Annotated in this window: 17 protein-coding genes; 10 read left to right on the top strand and 7 right to left on the bottom strand. The window is 62.0% G+C overall.

What is annotated here, in order from left to right; all coding sequences use genetic code 11:
- Both rfbC and O6X71_RS20440 read right to left on the bottom strand, forming a co-directional pair.
- The coding region (gene rfbC, locus O6X71_RS20445) for a dTDP-4-dehydrorhamnose 3,5-epimerase (protein ID WP_353467499.1) at window positions 1–395 on the bottom strand (395 nt) is incomplete at its 3' end.
- Window positions 396–469: 74 nt separating this feature from the next.
- On the bottom strand, window positions 470–1,957 hold the full coding sequence (locus O6X71_RS20440) for an SDR family NAD(P)-dependent oxidoreductase (RefSeq protein ID WP_353467498.1): 1,488 nt from the start codon (window positions 1,955–1,957) through the stop codon (window positions 470–472).
- Window positions 1,958–2,052: 95 nt separating this feature from the next.
- On the opposite strand from O6X71_RS20440, the gene O6X71_RS20435 reads away from it, so the two are divergent.
- Genes O6X71_RS20435 through O6X71_RS20405 form a run of 7 tightly spaced genes read left to right on the top strand, consistent with a single transcriptional unit; the run spans window position 2,053 to window position 7,275 of the window.
- Window positions 2,053–3,714, top strand: coding sequence for an HAD-IIIC family phosphatase (locus O6X71_RS20435; RefSeq protein WP_353467497.1), 1,662 nt, complete (start codon window positions 2,053–2,055; stop codon window positions 3,712–3,714).
- The gene (locus tag O6X71_RS20430) at window positions 3,683–3,997 is read left to right on the top strand and encodes a hypothetical protein (RefSeq protein ID WP_353467496.1); all 315 of its coding nucleotides are present in this window, start codon (window positions 3,683–3,685) and stop codon (window positions 3,995–3,997) included. The genes O6X71_RS20435 and O6X71_RS20430 overlap by 32 nt, the downstream gene beginning before the upstream one ends.
- On the top strand, window positions 3,990–5,030 hold the full coding sequence (locus O6X71_RS20425; protein ID WP_353467495.1) for a ketoacyl-ACP synthase III: 1,041 nt from the start codon (window positions 3,990–3,992) through the stop codon (window positions 5,028–5,030). The genes O6X71_RS20430 and O6X71_RS20425 overlap by 8 nt, the downstream gene beginning before the upstream one ends.
- Window positions 5,027–5,257: a hypothetical protein gene (locus tag O6X71_RS20420; RefSeq protein WP_353467494.1), complete on the top strand. Its 231-nt coding sequence runs from the start codon at window positions 5,027–5,029 to the stop codon at window positions 5,255–5,257. The genes O6X71_RS20425 and O6X71_RS20420 overlap by 4 nt, the downstream gene beginning before the upstream one ends.
- Window positions 5,250–5,969: an SDR family NAD(P)-dependent oxidoreductase gene (locus O6X71_RS20415; protein WP_353467493.1), complete on the top strand. Its 720-nt coding sequence runs from the start codon at window positions 5,250–5,252 to the stop codon at window positions 5,967–5,969. Before O6X71_RS20420 ends, O6X71_RS20415 begins: the two co-directional genes overlap by 8 nt.
- A 12-nt stretch (window positions 5,970–5,981) precedes the next feature.
- Window positions 5,982–6,620: a hypothetical protein gene (locus tag O6X71_RS20410; protein WP_353467492.1), complete on the top strand. Its 639-nt coding sequence runs from the start codon at window positions 5,982–5,984 to the stop codon at window positions 6,618–6,620.
- 22 nt (window positions 6,621–6,642) lie between these two features.
- On the top strand, window positions 6,643–7,275 hold the full coding sequence (locus O6X71_RS20405) for a sugar transferase (RefSeq protein ID WP_353467491.1): 633 nt from the start codon (window positions 6,643–6,645) through the stop codon (window positions 7,273–7,275).
- A gap of 70 nt (window positions 7,276–7,345) precedes the next feature.
- On the opposite strand, the gene O6X71_RS20400 is transcribed toward O6X71_RS20405, so the two are convergent.
- Window positions 7,346–8,641, bottom strand: a complete 1,296-nt coding sequence (locus O6X71_RS20400; protein ID WP_353467490.1) for a DegT/DnrJ/EryC1/StrS family aminotransferase — start codon at window positions 8,639–8,641, stop codon at window positions 7,346–7,348.
- Between the two features lie 13 nt (window positions 8,642–8,654).
- A complete protein-coding gene (locus tag O6X71_RS20395) occupies window positions 8,655–9,005 on the bottom strand; it encodes a hypothetical protein (protein ID WP_353467489.1) in 351 nt (116 codons plus the stop codon).
- 89 nt (window positions 9,006–9,094) lie between these two features.
- Between O6X71_RS20395 and O6X71_RS20390 the strand changes: the two genes are divergently transcribed.
- The 3 genes from O6X71_RS20390 to O6X71_RS20380 are packed head-to-tail and all read left to right on the top strand — an operon-like array spanning window position 9,095 to window position 10,237.
- Window positions 9,095–9,286: a hypothetical protein gene (locus tag O6X71_RS20390; RefSeq protein ID WP_353467488.1), complete on the top strand. Its 192-nt coding sequence runs from the start codon at window positions 9,095–9,097 to the stop codon at window positions 9,284–9,286.
- Between the two features lie 56 nt (window positions 9,287–9,342).
- Complete coding sequence (locus tag O6X71_RS20385) at window positions 9,343–9,684, top strand: hypothetical protein (protein WP_353467487.1); 342 nt, start codon at window positions 9,343–9,345, stop codon at window positions 9,682–9,684.
- 10 nt (window positions 9,685–9,694) lie between these two features.
- A complete protein-coding gene (locus O6X71_RS20380; RefSeq protein ID WP_353467486.1) occupies window positions 9,695–10,237 on the top strand; it encodes a hypothetical protein in 543 nt (180 codons plus the stop codon).
- 49 nt (window positions 10,238–10,286) lie between these two features.
- On the opposite strand, the gene O6X71_RS20375 is transcribed toward O6X71_RS20380, so the two are convergent.
- From O6X71_RS20375 to O6X71_RS20365, 3 genes are all read right to left on the bottom strand, one after another.
- Window positions 10,287–10,697, bottom strand: coding sequence for a hypothetical protein (locus O6X71_RS20375; protein WP_353467485.1), 411 nt, complete (start codon window positions 10,695–10,697; stop codon window positions 10,287–10,289).
- The gene (locus O6X71_RS20370; RefSeq protein WP_353467484.1) at window positions 10,694–11,740 is read right to left on the bottom strand and encodes a hypothetical protein; all 1,047 of its coding nucleotides are present in this window, start codon (window positions 11,738–11,740) and stop codon (window positions 10,694–10,696) included. The genes O6X71_RS20375 and O6X71_RS20370 overlap by 4 nt, the downstream gene beginning before the upstream one ends.
- 181 nt (window positions 11,741–11,921) lie before the next feature.
- Window positions 11,922–14,135, bottom strand: coding sequence for a GumC family protein (locus O6X71_RS20365; protein WP_353467483.1), 2,214 nt, complete (start codon window positions 14,133–14,135; stop codon window positions 11,922–11,924).
- Window positions 14,136–14,143: the final 8 nt, after the last annotated feature.

Below are 14,143 nucleotides of genomic sequence, written 5' to 3'. Positions count from 1 at the left end.
GTGTCCGAGCATTTGTACGAGACTTCGCAATTGTCCTCGAGCGTCACGAAGCCGTGCGCAAAGCCGATCGGGATGAACAGCTGGTGGCCGTTCTCCGCCGACAGTTCGGCACCGACCCACTGGCCGTAGGTCGGCGAGCCGTTGCGGATGTCGACGGCGACGTCGAAGATACGTCCGCGAACACACCGTACCAGCTTGTCCTGGCCGCGGGGCGGCGTCTGGAAATGCAGCCCGCGCAAGGTGAACGCGGGCACCGACAGCGAATGATTGTCCTGTACGAAGGTGCAGGTGATACCGAGCTTTTCGAAGGCGGGCACCGAATAGACCTCGGTGAACCAGCCGCGGCTGTCGCCGAAGCGCTTTGGACGAATGAGTTGAACAGGGGAAAGAGCCATGGAGGACGCGTCTACCGTGCCCGTCTGGTGCATGCAATTCATGCTGGTATCGGGTGGCTGCTCGCCGCGGCCGATCAGTTCTGGCGCTGGTGCAGGTCGGCGAGGATCGGCAGCAGCAGCTCCAGCGGGTCTGCGCTGCGCACCGGAAGTACCGTCGCGGTCTGATCCGTCAGAATTCGCGGCAGGCGTTGAGACACAATGCGTGCCTTGGGAAACTGGCGTGCCAGTTCGCCGCACAGCACCTCGCCAGCCTGCTTGGCGATGACATATTCCAATGCCCCTTTGGGACGCTCGTCAATTGCCGAGGTGGATGGAAAGAAGAGTCGCGTGCTTGGATCCAGCCCAATCAGATACTGGGAGATTGCCGCAAATGCATCGACGTAGAACAGTGTGAAATTGTCCAGTACCGCTCGGTCATACAGCAGGCCACGCTTACGAAAGATCGGCGGTGTTGCGAAATAATAGCAGTGGGTGAACGAGCCACCGAGCAGCGCGAGCTGGGCATCCACCGAGGCCTGGATGTCCATCGCGACTGCGCGGCATCGTCCGCCGGCTGCCGTGATCTCTGTCGCGATCGCCTGTGCTTCCTGGCTGCCGCGGGCATAGGTGATCGTCACGTCCGCCCCGCCAAGCGCTGTCAGCTTGGCCGTCAGCTCGCCGAGGCCCCGAGACCCACCGACAACCAGCACGCGGTCGTCGCGGCTAAAACCGTCGATGACCTGCGATCGCAACGTCTCGACGCTCGGCTGGACGATCGGTGGCTGCCGAACGAACGTTTCCACGAAGCCGGACAGGCCTGGAGCCTGGAGGTCTATTACCGCCGAGCGCAGCAACTGCTGGACGCGGCGCACCGTGTAATGGAACGCGTCGCCTTCACCGTCCCTGGAATCGTCGAATTCGACGGACAGCTTGGAGAAGATCGACAGGAGCCCGGGGCATTCCATTCCTACCAAAGTCGATAGTGCGGCAAACCCGCGGACCCTGTTCGGACCCAGGATGCGTGCCACGGCCGGAAAGGCGACCATCGCGTCGGCGGGAGTGCCGACCAACAGGAAGGCATCGGATACGCCGTCAAGATCCTGAACATTGCGCAATATGGGCTCTGCAACCGAGTGTGGGGCGCTAGACCTCGATGGCGGTGCGAGCGCGGCCGGTGTTGCCGTGAAGCCGAGGGTGATGAGCGCGGCGCGCGTCCCGTCGGTGCGAAGCTCGATCGTCACCTTGTCCGCTGTATCGCTGACCAGCACCGCCTCGATGGCCTCGCCGACATAGAGGAACCGTTCGAACCGCACGTTGACGGCATTCGTGCGGCGGTCCGGCGCCGTTTCCGCAAGCCGATCAAGGGCCCATAATACAGCATGCACACCGTGCACGACGGGCGCACCGGCCTGCGTCCGTCGGGCAGAGACAGGATCCACATGCATCGGGTTGCGATCACCGGACAGCGCCGCGAATGCGTCTTGATCAGCCTTGGAAAAGGTTCTCGTGGCCAAATATCCGGTCACATCCACGCGATTTTCCGTTCCTTGGATTGGGCCGACATGGAGTGCATCCAGCGGCATTGAAATTTTTCTTGAACTGTTCCGATCCATAACGCAAGGCGCGGACAGCTCGCAAAGCCAAGCGTATGTCCGTCATTTCCTGTGAGAAATTCTCTATGATCGTTGAGCAAAACGACGTCGGTGGAAAGCCCAACACCAGTGACGTTGAAACATCTCTGACGACAAAGCGTCGCGTATCACTTGCCATGGTTGGCAATGTCATCACGCAACCTTTTACGAAACTTGCAGCGCAACTGACCGACGTCTGCGACATGGCGATCGAGCATCTCGACTTCGCACAGATCGTTCAAACGCTGGAAGGTGACCGCCGCTTTGACTTTCTGGTGCTCCACATCGACCATCGGTGGTTTTTCGATGTGGCCCCGGACGGCGAAAGCGTCGACCGTGCCCGAGACCTGGCCCGACGCGTCACCGCCTGGTTGGATCGCGGTGCCGGTGTCGTAGTGCTAAACACCGTGCCCTACAGTCCACGCTCGTCCGTCGACAGCGACCTGCACCAGCAGATCGAGGCCAAAAACGCGATCGACCGGGTATTTTTCGATCTTGCCGCAGCATCGGAGCGCGTGAGCGTCGTCGACATTGCGGGTGTCATTGCCGGTATCGGGTATGCGAATGCGTTCCGCGAGCGCAACCGGTACCTGATGCAGGCGCCCTATACGCCCGCCGCGGCCACCGCGATCATTACGGCCTATGCAGGGGCCGTGCGGACTTTCCTGCGTCCGCGGCGAAAGGCGATCGTGGTCGATGCCGATAACACATTGTGGGGCGGGATCGTCGGCGAGGTCGGCTCCGAGGGCGTAGATATCGACCGCGAATATCCCGGCATCATCCACTTCACGCTGCAACAGCAGCTCAAGCGGCTACGGGCGCTGGGCGTTCTCATCTGCGCGGTGACAAAGAACAACGAGGCGGACTTCCTCGATGTTTTCGAGAAGCGGACCATGCCCCTCGCGCTCGCCGACATCACTGCATATCGCAGCAACTGGGAGCCCAAGAGCGAGAACATTCGGGCGATCGCCGAACAGCTCAATTTGGGCCTCGATGCCTTCGTCTTCCTGGACGACAATCCGTTCGAAGTGGAAGAGGTGGGTACCCGCCTGCCACAGGTCGACGCGCGGCTGTTTCCACGCGAGCGTCCTGAAGAGGCGCTGGTCGTCCTGGATCAGATCGAGAGCTTGCGCGCCCGCAGCCTCACTGCAGAAGACGCCGTCAAGGCCGAGCAGTATCAGGCCGAAGCCGAACGCAGCCAGGCTCGTGGCTCTGCAACGACCCTGGATGAGTATCTCGCATCGCTTGCCATCACGGTAGAGGCGAGCGTCAACGATCGCGCCCAGCTGCGCCGTATCACCCAGCTTACCAACAAGACCAATCAGTTCAACCTGACCTGTCGCCGTTATGTCGAAGCTGAAATCGAGCAGGCTATGCAGGAAGGCCATGTCTACGGCTTCCGTGTCGCCGACCGGTTTGGCGATATGGGATTGGTGGCTGTCGCCATCGTGCGGAACGGCGAGATCGAGAACCTCTTGATGAGTTGCCGGGCGCTGGGTCGTCGTGTCGAGACCGCGATATTGCGGTATATTAGCGACCGGCATCCCGGCGTGATGGCCTCTTATCATGCGGGGCCGAGAAACCAGATGGTCGCCGAATTTTACGACAGCAACGGGTTTGCGTTGTTGTCGACCAACGACCTCGAGCGTCGTTACCAACTAGAGCAAGGACCAAAGAATGAGCAGCATTTCTCCGTCACAGACTCCTGATCTGGCCGCGGCAGAGGCAATCGTCCGCCGCGTGCTTGCCAACCTCTCGGCCGAATGGTCACGCGACGATCTTGCGACATTGCCGCTGGATCACGACCTTTTCACTGAGATCGATTCCTTCGCCGTGGTCGAGCTGCTGCTGCAGACGGAGACGGAAGTCGAGAACGCTACGGGGGCCTATATTCCGCTCGCGAACGATGCCGTTCTGGACGCCGATAAATCGCCGTTGCGCGAACTGCGTCAGTGGATTGCCTATGTCGCCGGGGCCATCGCGCATGGCTGAGGTGACGTTCACGAATGTCGGCATCACCGGCATGGTCACGACGGTCGGCGGGCGTAAACTCGATTTTGTGGACGAGCGCGAAGCGTTGGGCTTGTCGGTAGAGGAGGGCGACCGGCTCCAGCGTTCGATCGGCCTGTCGTCACGGCATGTCGTGATCCGGCCCGATACGACCACGGCGGACCTGTGCCTGCATTCGGCGCAGCGTCTGTTGGAGGGGCTCGGTATTGATGCGGCTGGTATCGATGGGCTCATTCTGGTCACCCAGACGCCGGACTATGCGTCGCCGTCGACGGCCATCCGGCTTCAGCACATGCTCGGCATGCGTATCGATACCGCATGCTTTGATATGCGGCTGGGGTGCAGCGGCTTCGTTTATGGCCTGTCGATGGCTGCAAGCCTCGTTGAAAGCGGGTTGCAGCGCGTCTTGCTGTGCGTCGGAGATGTCGCCAGCCGCATGGTACCCGACGATAATCACGCGATCACGCCGTTGATGGGCGATGCAGGCGCCGCGATCCTGATCGAGCGCAAGCCCGGCTTTGCTCGCTTTCAGCTCTACAGCGATGGTTCGGGCGAGAAGGGGTTGTACATCCCCAACAGCGGCCTTCGTCGCGACGCAGAGGACGAGGGCAAGCCCGCGCTGATGGAAATGAACGGCGCCGCGGTGTTCAACTTCACGCTGAAGCGCGTACCGGCGATGCTCACGTCGATTCTCGACAGCGTGGGTTGGCGTGCCGATGAAATCGGACACTTCGTGCTGCACCAGCCGAACCGATATATCCTGCGAAACGTCCAGAAGAGGCTGGGTCTCGCCGAAGAGAAGTTGCCGAGCTCGACGCAGTCGATTTACGGCAACCAGAACTCGGCCTCCATTCCCGGTACGATCTGCGGATTCCTGTCCGATTCCTATGGTACGCATGCGCAGCGATCGATATTTGCAGGCTTCGGCGTGGGATTGAGTTGGGCCGCCTGCGCGATCGAGACAGAACCGATGTTCGTCTGTCCTCCCTATCTCTATGAAAGTGAAATCCAATGAATCGCACAGAGTTCATCGCTGAAATAGCCACGACGCTGGAAACCACCGAGCCGCTTACGGGCGACAAGGTCCTTGCCGATATTCCCGATTATGACTCGCTGGCGATCCTCAATCTGCTGTCGTTGTATGATGGTCTGAACGTCGCGACCAATCCGGAAGAGATCAGCAAAGCGGAGACCGTCGACGATCTCGTTGCGATTGCGGGAAGTGCGTTGTCCGATGGCTGAGCGCGGCCATGCCTTGATCGTCGGGGCGAGCAGCGGCATCGGCTTTCGCCTAGCCGAGCGATTGCTGGAGGATCATGCCGTCTCGGTCATCGCGCGTCGTAGCGAACGGCTTCAGCCGTTGTGCGAGCGCGGGGCGACTGCGTTTCCGGCCGATGTCACGGTGCTCGATTCGATCCCAAAACTGGTGGCCGATGTCGTTGCCGCCAACGGGCCCCTGACGGCGCTGATCTACTGCGCGGGCATGCAGCGGCTGAAACCGATGCGCACCATGTCGGTCAAGGACGTCGAACAGCTCTATACGCTGAACTTGATGGCCCCGACCGTGTTCGGCGCGCAGTTCGCGAGCCGGCGAGTGTCCGCCGAGGCAGCGGTTTTCTGTGCCGTGTCGTCGATCGCAGCCGAGCGTCCGGAGGCCGGTATCGTGACCTATGCTGCATCGAAAGCCGGACTGAGCACGCTCGTCAGTGGGCTGGCGCGTGAAATCGGTCCCCGGCGTGCGGTCGGTGTCGCACCCGGCTGGATCGATACCGAGATGACGCAGAGTTTTTCCCATCTCTACGACGACGCGTTCCGGGAACGGCTCGCCAAGAACAGTCCCGCCGGACCGGCTACCGTCGAATCCGTCGTGGATACGATCCTCTTCCTGCTTTCCCCCGCCGCGCGTTCGATCACCGGTCAGATCGTTCGCGTCGATGGGGGCGCGGCTATCTAGGCACAGACACCCATGTCTCAACCAACGTCTCAACCCACGCTCGCCATTCTTGGTGGCGGTGGTTTCGCCCGGGAAGTCGCCGAGATCGCCCAGTCGCGCGGCTACAGGATCGCCGCCTGTTATGCGTTGGACCCGGGTAGCTTCGCGCCTGTACACCGCGGCTATCTCGACGAACTCGCCGTCCAGGCTGCAGAGTTCGACGGCGTGATCCTCGGCATCGGCGCGACCGATCGACGGTCCTTGAAGCGCCGTATGGACCTGGTGACCTGGTTGCAGGCGCGCAATATCGCCTGTCCGCCGATGATCTCGCGTCATGCGGTCGTCGCCGATGGTGTGACGATCGGCGACGGGTCGTTCGTGGCGCATGGCGTGATCCTGTCGGTCGGAGCGACGCTGGCGCCGTTCAGCGCGGTCAACAGCGGTGCGATCATCGGCCACGATGCGCGTGTCGGATCCAATGCGATCATCGCGCCGGGGGCGTTCCTGGGCGGCGCCAGCACGATCGGCGAGAGCACACTGATCGGCCCGCTGACCAAGGTGCTGCAGGGCATCACCATCGGCCGCGACGTCATTCTCGGGGTCGGTTGCACGGCGTTGCGGTCGCTGGCGGATGGTTCGACGGTCTGGCCTCGACCCGACCGCGCCACTTAAGCCGCTTGGGAAGAGACTATTCATGGCAAAGCCGTCCAGAATCTACGCCCTCACCAAGCGCGCAATCGACGTCGTCGCGGCCAGCACGGCGCTGATAGTGTTGTCCCCACTGGTTCTGGGTGTCGCCCTCGCGGTGCGGGTTAAGCTCGGAAGCCCCATCCTGTTTCGGCAGGTAAGAGCGGGATATCGCGGCGAGCCGTTTCCGATCCTCAAGTTCCGGACGATGACCGACGCCCGGGATAAAGCCGGCATGTTGCTGCCCGACGCGGATCGACTACCGGCGTTCGGTCGTTTCCTGCGGTCGACGAGCATCGACGAACTGCCGTCTCTGATCAACATCATCCGCGGCGACCTGACCTTGGTCGGCCCGCGACCGTTGCTGATGCGGTATTTGCCGCGTTACAGCGCGGAGCAGCAACGCCGGCACGAGGTGCGCCCCGGCCTGACCGGTCTGGCGCAGGTCAGTGGGCGCAACGCCCTGTCGTGGGACGACAAGCTGCGGCTCGACGTCGAATATGTGGACACACGGTCGCTTGCCCTCGACCTGCGGATCCTGGTGCGCACGGTAGGTAAGGTCGTGCAGCGCGAGGGGATTTCCTCGGGAGAGTCTGCAACCATGACCGAGTTCATGGGATCGGAGCGCCCGCCCCAGTAGGTTTCGCGGGCGCTCTGTTTCCGACTTCATCAGCGATGCAGCACGCCGGCCGACTGGTCCGGCATGCCGTTCAGCGTGTTGCTTCGCCGAACACGCGGGCGATGGTTTCGGTGGTGTTCGAGACTTCCAGGTCGGTCATCGTGGGGTGGGTCAGGAACATCAGGCTCGTTTCGCCCAATTCTCGCGCAACCGGCAGCCGCTCCTTCGGGCGGAACGATACGGTATCAAAGGCATGCTCCAAATACACTTCCGGGCACGTGCCGTGCAGAACGGCTACACCGCCGGCATTGAGTTCGGCAACCAGACGATCGCGATCCCATCCCGTCCGTAACCCATCGGGCCGGACATAGGCGTAAAAACGATAATAGGCATGCGTGTCCGTCGCTCTGGGTAGCGGCGCGCGCACCGATGACGCAAACGGTGTAAGGGCAGAGTACAGCGTTGTGGCGATTTCCGTACGGCGCCGGGTCCATTCCTGCATCCGCTCGAGCTGGATCAACCCGATCACCGACTGGACCTCGAGCATGCGCCAGTTGGTCCCAAAGCTGTCATGCACCCAACGGAATCCCGGTGCATGGTGGCGATTGTACACCGCATCCCAGCTTTTGCCGTGATCCTTGAACGACCACATGCGCGACCAGAGGTCCTCGTCGTCGGTCGTGACCATGCCGCCTTCGCCGCCGGTGGTCATAATCTTGTCCTGGCAGAACGACCAGGCACCGACATGACCGATGCTGCCCACGCTGCGGTCGCCGACCTTGGCGCCGTGTGCCTGGGCACAGTCCTCGATCACGGCGAGATTGCCGGTGGTCGCCATGTCCATGATGCCGTCCATGTCGCAGGGCCAGCCGGCGAGGTGCACGGGCACGATCGCGCGCGTGCGCGGCGTCAGAACCGCGGCGATCGTCTCGGGCGATATGTTGCCACTGTCGCGGTCGACGTCGGCAAAGACGGGGGTCGCGCCTGAATTCACGACGCTGGAAACGGACGCGATGAAGGTCCGCGGCGTCACCACCACTTCGTCGCCCGGACCAATCCCCAGCACCTTGAGCGCGACATCGAGCGCCAGCGTGCCGTTGGCCAGCGCGATCGCACGGTTCGATCCGGTCCAGCGTGCAAAGGCGGTTTCGAACCGGCGACCGGTGTCGCCCGTCCAATAGTTGACCTTGTTCGACCGGATGACGCCGGCCACGGCCTGGACCTCCTCCTCGGAAAAGCAGGGCCACTGAGATTTCGTCTGCTGCATGAGCTTACCTCGAAGGATGGCGCGGCGCATGTTCCATGCATCGCTATGGTTCGGTCTATGGCGGGCTGAAAGAAGATTGGCCACGTAATCACTTAGGCGCAGCTTGCCTAGGGTCGCCACGGCAAAGACCAGACTAACCGACCGTGTGCTGGTCGCTTGGTTGCTCGCTTCGCTGGTCCTTGCGCGTCATCGGCCGCAACCGCACCCCCGCACTGATGACCGCGGGCCAGAACAGCGTATTGCCTAGGTCGGACAGCGTGTCGGCCCAGCGCAGCCCGTACGCCAGATAGTCCATCGTTTCGTTGGCGAGCTCCGCCACCACGACGAAGACGAACGGTATAAACGTACCGAGCGAACGACGGCTTAGAAGACGTGCGATCATCAGGATCGCCAAACCGGCATGAATATGGAGAATGGCGTCCGGCAGGCCGGTGCCGTCACCGATCCAGAGGATCAGCGAATGATATAGAGCAGGAAGATTCATAACCCTGCAGACCGCACGCGGCGCTAAAATGCAAGTTGCGCAGGATCGCGTGGTTGATTGCCAAAATCGAGATACGGTAGGGACGCCACGTGAACGAGATGACTCGGCCCGAAATCCTGTACGACCATATCTGGCGCAGTCGTCTGAGCCTGAAGGAGCGTGCCGGCCATCCGCTGCGGATACTTGCCACCGGCTCGATGAACATGGCGTTGGTCGAATTCGAGGACGGCGTTCGCCACTTCGTTTACCGCTCGGCTTTCCGGGCACGACGATACCCCTGATCCCCCGTGCTTCCAAGGGCTAGACGCACTGGGGCGGCGCGGTCTAGGCATTTCCCATGAAAAGCCTCTACGCGCTCGCCCTCGTTCCGCTCTTGGCCGCTACCGGATGCGTATCTGCCACCAAGGTGCCCGCAGGCTATGCTGGTCGCATTCTGACACAGGTTCCCGCCGAGCAGATGGCGGCCTGCATCGGTCAGGCGACGTCCGTGGTACCGACGCAGACCGATGCCGGTCTGGTCGTCGACGTGTCCTCTTCCCAGCCTGGACGGCAGTATCAGATCAGCCGCGACAAGGTGCAGACGGTCGTAACGATCGTCGGGTCGTATGCGCCCGGCGCAACCGCGACGGACCAAGCCGCGATAGCGTGTGCGAAACCGCCGGTGAAGGCTGTCCCATAGTGCCCCGGTCGTGATCGCCGCACGTCCGGCCTTCGCGTCGCGCGCGTCGGCTTCGCTCCGCGTTTCCAGAACGGTCCTGCTGCTCGCATCGATCCTGTCACTGGCGGCGTGCGATGCGGCTCCCAAGCCTGCAAACGGCAAGGGAACGCCGGGTCAGGATGGGGTCGCACAGGATGCCATCGCGCAGGATCTGGCGCGTCTGGATGCCGGCGTCCGCATCGCTGCTGCCAACAAGCGTATCGACGAACTCGAACGGCAGGTCGGAGAGCTGCAATCCACCCCCGAGAAGCTCGATCTGGAGCTTCTGACGAACCGGGTGACCGCGCTCGAGGTGCAGGCAAGCAGCGCCGCTTCACAAGCGAGCGTGGCCCCGGCCAAGGATGGGCCCAAGGACGCGTCTGCTGCTCCCCGAACGACGAACAAAGACCCACAACAGAGCGAGGATAAAAGGCAACCTGCCAAGCGCGCGCCAAAATTGACCTTGCCGGCATTGGAAAACCGCCCCCGTCTGGCGACCCCGAGCGAGGCGAAGGCATTTACGCCACGAAAATAATCCCGCTTGATGCCGCCATGGCGACGTCGCTCTATCGGTAGCATTCCAATTAGCGCTGGCGGTTGCTCACTCTCGCTTGTTCCTCGGCGACCTTGAATAGATTGGTAGCATTGGCTTCGGAATCGTAGTTGCGATCGATCCGATTGCGGATACGGTTTTGCACCCGGTTCTGGATCCGGCTGACAAGCCGCGCCGTCGGCTTGATCCCCGTCTCGGTCGCGGCGCTTTCACGGGTTTGACGCTGGCCGATCTGGCCGACCGCAGAATCGGCGATCCGGCCGACTTGATTGGTTTGATACGGCGTTACCTGCTGCGGCTGGGGGTTCGGCTGCTCATCGTCAGCCTGTCCGGCCGTCGCCGGTTGCGGCTGGGATATCTGCGCCTGCGCAGGCACCGACGGCCAAAGCGACATAGCCATCAGCGCCATCATCAGGCGGAACGAGATGATGCTCTCCTTCATCGGGCAAGGGAAACTAGTTCGGCGCGATCGATTTGACCCGACAGACCGGCGACTGAGTCCGACGGGCGCGCATTCAGGAGCAGTACCTGCATTGGGCACTCAGCCGGTACCGTAAACGTCCCCGAGAACACGCCGTTGGCTACCGCCGAGTTGGGCATCTCGACCCGACCGAGTTCACGCCCGCTGCTGCAGATGAGAGCCCAATAGGGGCGCTCACCGACCGCGACGTCGATGCCCGTACTGTGTCCGATCAGGCGATAGGTGCCCGGGGGAAGCAGCTGAGACTGTTGCAGCAACGGTCCACCGACGCTCGCGGGAACCGAGAAATCGAAAACCCCGCCTTGTATGCTCGTCGTCAGTCCCCCGGTGTTCGCCAGAACCCAGTCGAGTTGCGACGGCGTGTCGGTGTTCACCGCAAAATGCGGATCACGCGAGCGGCGCCGGTCGGCACCGGAGCGAAGATCGGTATAATACGCCCACGCCGCGTCGAACTGTTTTGCCGCAATCAATGCGTTGACGGCACCGGCCCAAGACGTTTCCGGCACTGCAACGCCGGCACGACGAAGGTCGACAAACAATGCCGCTGTCACGCGTGGGTCAGGCCCACTCGCTGCTATGAAGGTTATGAAGCTTTCGCTCCAGAGCGGCTTGCCGACTAGCGTCTTGACGAGGCCCTTGCGGATGACCGGATCGTTGATCGCCGAGGCTAGCACCGGGTAGAGCAACGCGTTCATATTGGGGAAGACGCGGAGCGTGATATCGTACTGGTGCAGCGCCTGCGGGATGCTTTCACGGCTCACCGCGTCCTCGATCATCCACAGTTGGGTGATAAGGTTTCGCCGCGACACTCCTTGAACCGACGTGAACAAGCGCCGCGCGTTGAGTTTGTCGCCGCGGATATCGGCATTGACCGCGAGCGTCACCAGAGCGGTGACCGAAAGCGGATTTTGGCGCAACGCCTGCCGTGCCACGGTGTCGGCCTGCCGACGATCCTCCTGTGTGGCATCATTCCCAACGAGCGATGCCGCATAAGCTCCGCTCACGCTTCCGTCATAGGGGGCCAGCCTGTGTGCTAACGCAGGATCGCGTTTCACCACGAGCTGCGAAACGGAAAACGTGACGCTGTAATAACCCAGCAGGGCAGCGCTCGCACCAAGTGCAAGGCGAACCGCCCATTCGTTCCAAGAACGACGCTTGAGATGGCGGCCTAGAGACATGCGGACCTTATGATTTGGCGTCTTGGCGACCGTAGCCGTAGCCATATTCATAGCCATAGCCGTAATTTGCTTTCCGAGATTCGAACTTGGTCAGCACACCACCGAAGATACGGACGTTACCCGCTGCAAGGCGGTGCAGCGCGGTTTTTACCAAGGTAGTGCGGATGCCATGGGACTCGACCGCATAGACGACGCCTTCCACGCGGCTGGCGATCAACGGCGCGTCGGCGAGACCCATGACCGGGGGGGAATCGATCACAATGTGATCGAAGCGCTCGAGCAACCGCTCGATCAACACGGTGAGACGATTCCCCGTCAGAAGCTCTGCGGCATTTGGCGGGATGGGCCCCGCCGACATGGCAACAAATCCCAGGTCGTGCATCGGAAACGTCAGCGTATCGATGGCGTCGTCACCTGCGAGGAAGTTGCTCAGACCGCGGTCGTGATCGACCCCGCCCAGTGCATGAACCGACGGCGAACGCATGTCGCCATCGATCAGGATGACCCGCTTGCCAGCGCGAGTAAGCATCGTCGCCAAGGCGAGAGCGGTCGTGGACTTGCCTTCTGCCGGTCGCGTCGACGTCACGGAGAACGTTCTTGGTACGCCGTGCTCGGTCGTGAAGCCGAGGTTGGTGTTGATCGCGATATACGCGTCGACCAGATCCGACTTGCGATCCAGCAGCTGGTCGCGCGGCGACGACGCACCCGCAACCTTCGGCACCGAGCCCAGTAATGGAAGGCCGAGTTGCCGCTCGACCTCGGCCGGATCGGCGATTGCCTCGTCCATCTGTTCGAGAGCGAAGGCTGCGAGCGAGCCGATGGCAAGGCCGGCAAGAAGCGAAACGAGAAGATTGATCAGCAGGCGAGGGCTGGACGGGCGTTGCGGCACGTTGGCGGCATCGACCACCGAAATGTTGTTTACGCCGATATTCCCCGCGACACCGATCTCCTTGTAGCGCTGGAGAAGGCCATCGTAGAGCGCACGGTTGGTATCAACTTCCTGCTGATAGATATTGTACTGAATGCTGCGGCGCCGGTTGTCGAGGTAGCTCGCCTTGAGCTGGTTTACGCGGGCTTGCAGCGCGCTTTCCCTCTGTACCGCTTCGCGATACTCGGCCTGGATCGATCCAGACACGCGGCTTTCTTCGCGAGAGATAGAACGATCGAGCTGGTCGATCTGGGTCTGGATGGCCCGGGCAGCCGGATAGCCCGGCTCAAACTGGACCATCAGCCGCTGGTAATCGGCTGCAAGCTCGGCGCGGCGTTGTCGCAACGTGTTGATCGCTTGATTGCGAAGTGCTTCGGTCGACGCGCCCGCACGGCCGCTTTGCTGGGCTCGTGCCTCGGCTTGGATCCGCTCTGCGGTCGCCTGCGAAAGCGTCGCGTTGAGCGCGGCGAGATCGTCCGCGACGATCGATCGCTCGACCGTGGTCGACCCACCGCTACCGGCACCCTGTGCCGGCAGGTTGATGATCTGCTGTGCGGATGCATAGGCTACCAGCTGGCGCTGGCTGTCGTCGAGCCGATCCTTCTGCAGGGCGAGCTGACGCTGCAGCATGTTACGACCATAGGAGGTCGCCTGCACCTTGCGCTCAAGATTGGTCTGGATGAAGCTCTCGGACCAGGCATTGACGACCTGAGTCGACAGGATCGGATCGGGGCTGTCGAAGGAAATATCGACCAAGCTCGAAAGGCGCGTTGGACTGATCGAGATGTTGTTCAGCAGAACCTTGCCGGCGACCTGCTGGCGCTCGGCACGGCCCGCTGCCTTGTAGTGGCCGTTGACCAGGTCGAATGCGGGCTTCTTACTCGATTCTCCGAACAGTTCGTAGAATTTGGGGTTGTCGACGAAGCGCAGCTGGGTCGCGACGCGTTCGGCCAACGCCCGCGAGCGAAGCAGACCATATTGGGTCTGGTAGAATTCCTGGTCCATCGCCGTGGTTTCACGCTCGACACCCTGGAAGTTGGTGACCTGGCTTGCTTCGCGCGCGATCTCGACGGTCGCGACAGCGGTGTAGCGGGGCGTCATGAGCAACGTCGCGACCAGCCCCAGGACGAGGCAGGCGGCGGTCACGCCGAGGATGACGTACTTCCAGCGCAGCGCGATGCGGAGATACTGCCGGATGATCGGGGTGCGATCAGAGTCAGCTGGCTGAGTTACGTCGGTTTGGGCCTGCCCGAAAGCTGTTGCGCCGCCCAAAATTGGCGAGATCGTAGTCATGGACGTTC

Source organism: Sphingomonas faeni, from assembly GCF_040407505.1.
GTDB lineage: Bacteria > Pseudomonadota > Alphaproteobacteria > Sphingomonadales > Sphingomonadaceae > Sphingomonas > Sphingomonas faeni_E.
This window is presented reverse-complemented; position numbering and strand designations above follow the sequence as displayed.

Excerpts from the sequence above, each read along its gene's own strand:
- O6X71_RS20440 (WP_353467498.1), bottom strand. The coding sequence starts at position 1,957 with ATGCCGCTGGATGCACTCCATGTCGGCCCAATCCAAGGAACGGAAAAT.
- O6X71_RS20435 (WP_353467497.1), top strand. The coding sequence starts at position 2,053 with ATGATCGTTGAGCAAAACGACGTCGGTGGAAAGCCCAACACCAGTGAC.
- O6X71_RS20430 (WP_353467496.1), top strand. The coding sequence starts at position 3,683 with ATGAGCAGCATTTCTCCGTCACAGACTCCTGATCTGGCCGCGGCAGAG.
- O6X71_RS20425 (WP_353467495.1), top strand. The coding sequence starts at position 3,990 with ATGGCTGAGGTGACGTTCACGAATGTCGGCATCACCGGCATGGTCACG.
- O6X71_RS20420 (WP_353467494.1), top strand. The coding sequence starts at position 5,027 with ATGAATCGCACAGAGTTCATCGCTGAAATAGCCACGACGCTGGAAACC.
- O6X71_RS20415 (WP_353467493.1), top strand. The coding sequence starts at position 5,250 with ATGGCTGAGCGCGGCCATGCCTTGATCGTCGGGGCGAGCAGCGGCATC.
- O6X71_RS20410 (WP_353467492.1), top strand. The coding sequence starts at position 5,982 with ATGTCTCAACCAACGTCTCAACCCACGCTCGCCATTCTTGGTGGCGGT.
- O6X71_RS20405 (WP_353467491.1), top strand. The coding sequence starts at position 6,643 with ATGGCAAAGCCGTCCAGAATCTACGCCCTCACCAAGCGCGCAATCGAC.
- O6X71_RS20395 (WP_353467489.1), bottom strand. The coding sequence starts at position 9,005 with ATGAATCTTCCTGCTCTATATCATTCGCTGATCCTCTGGATCGGTGAC.
- O6X71_RS20385 (WP_353467487.1), top strand. The coding sequence starts at position 9,343 with ATGAAAAGCCTCTACGCGCTCGCCCTCGTTCCGCTCTTGGCCGCTACC.
- O6X71_RS20375 (WP_353467485.1), bottom strand. The coding sequence starts at position 10,697 with ATGAAGGAGAGCATCATCTCGTTCCGCCTGATGATGGCGCTGATGGCT.
- O6X71_RS20365 (WP_353467483.1), bottom strand. The coding sequence starts at position 14,135 with ATGACTACGATCTCGCCAATTTTGGGCGGCGCAACAGCTTTCGGGCAG.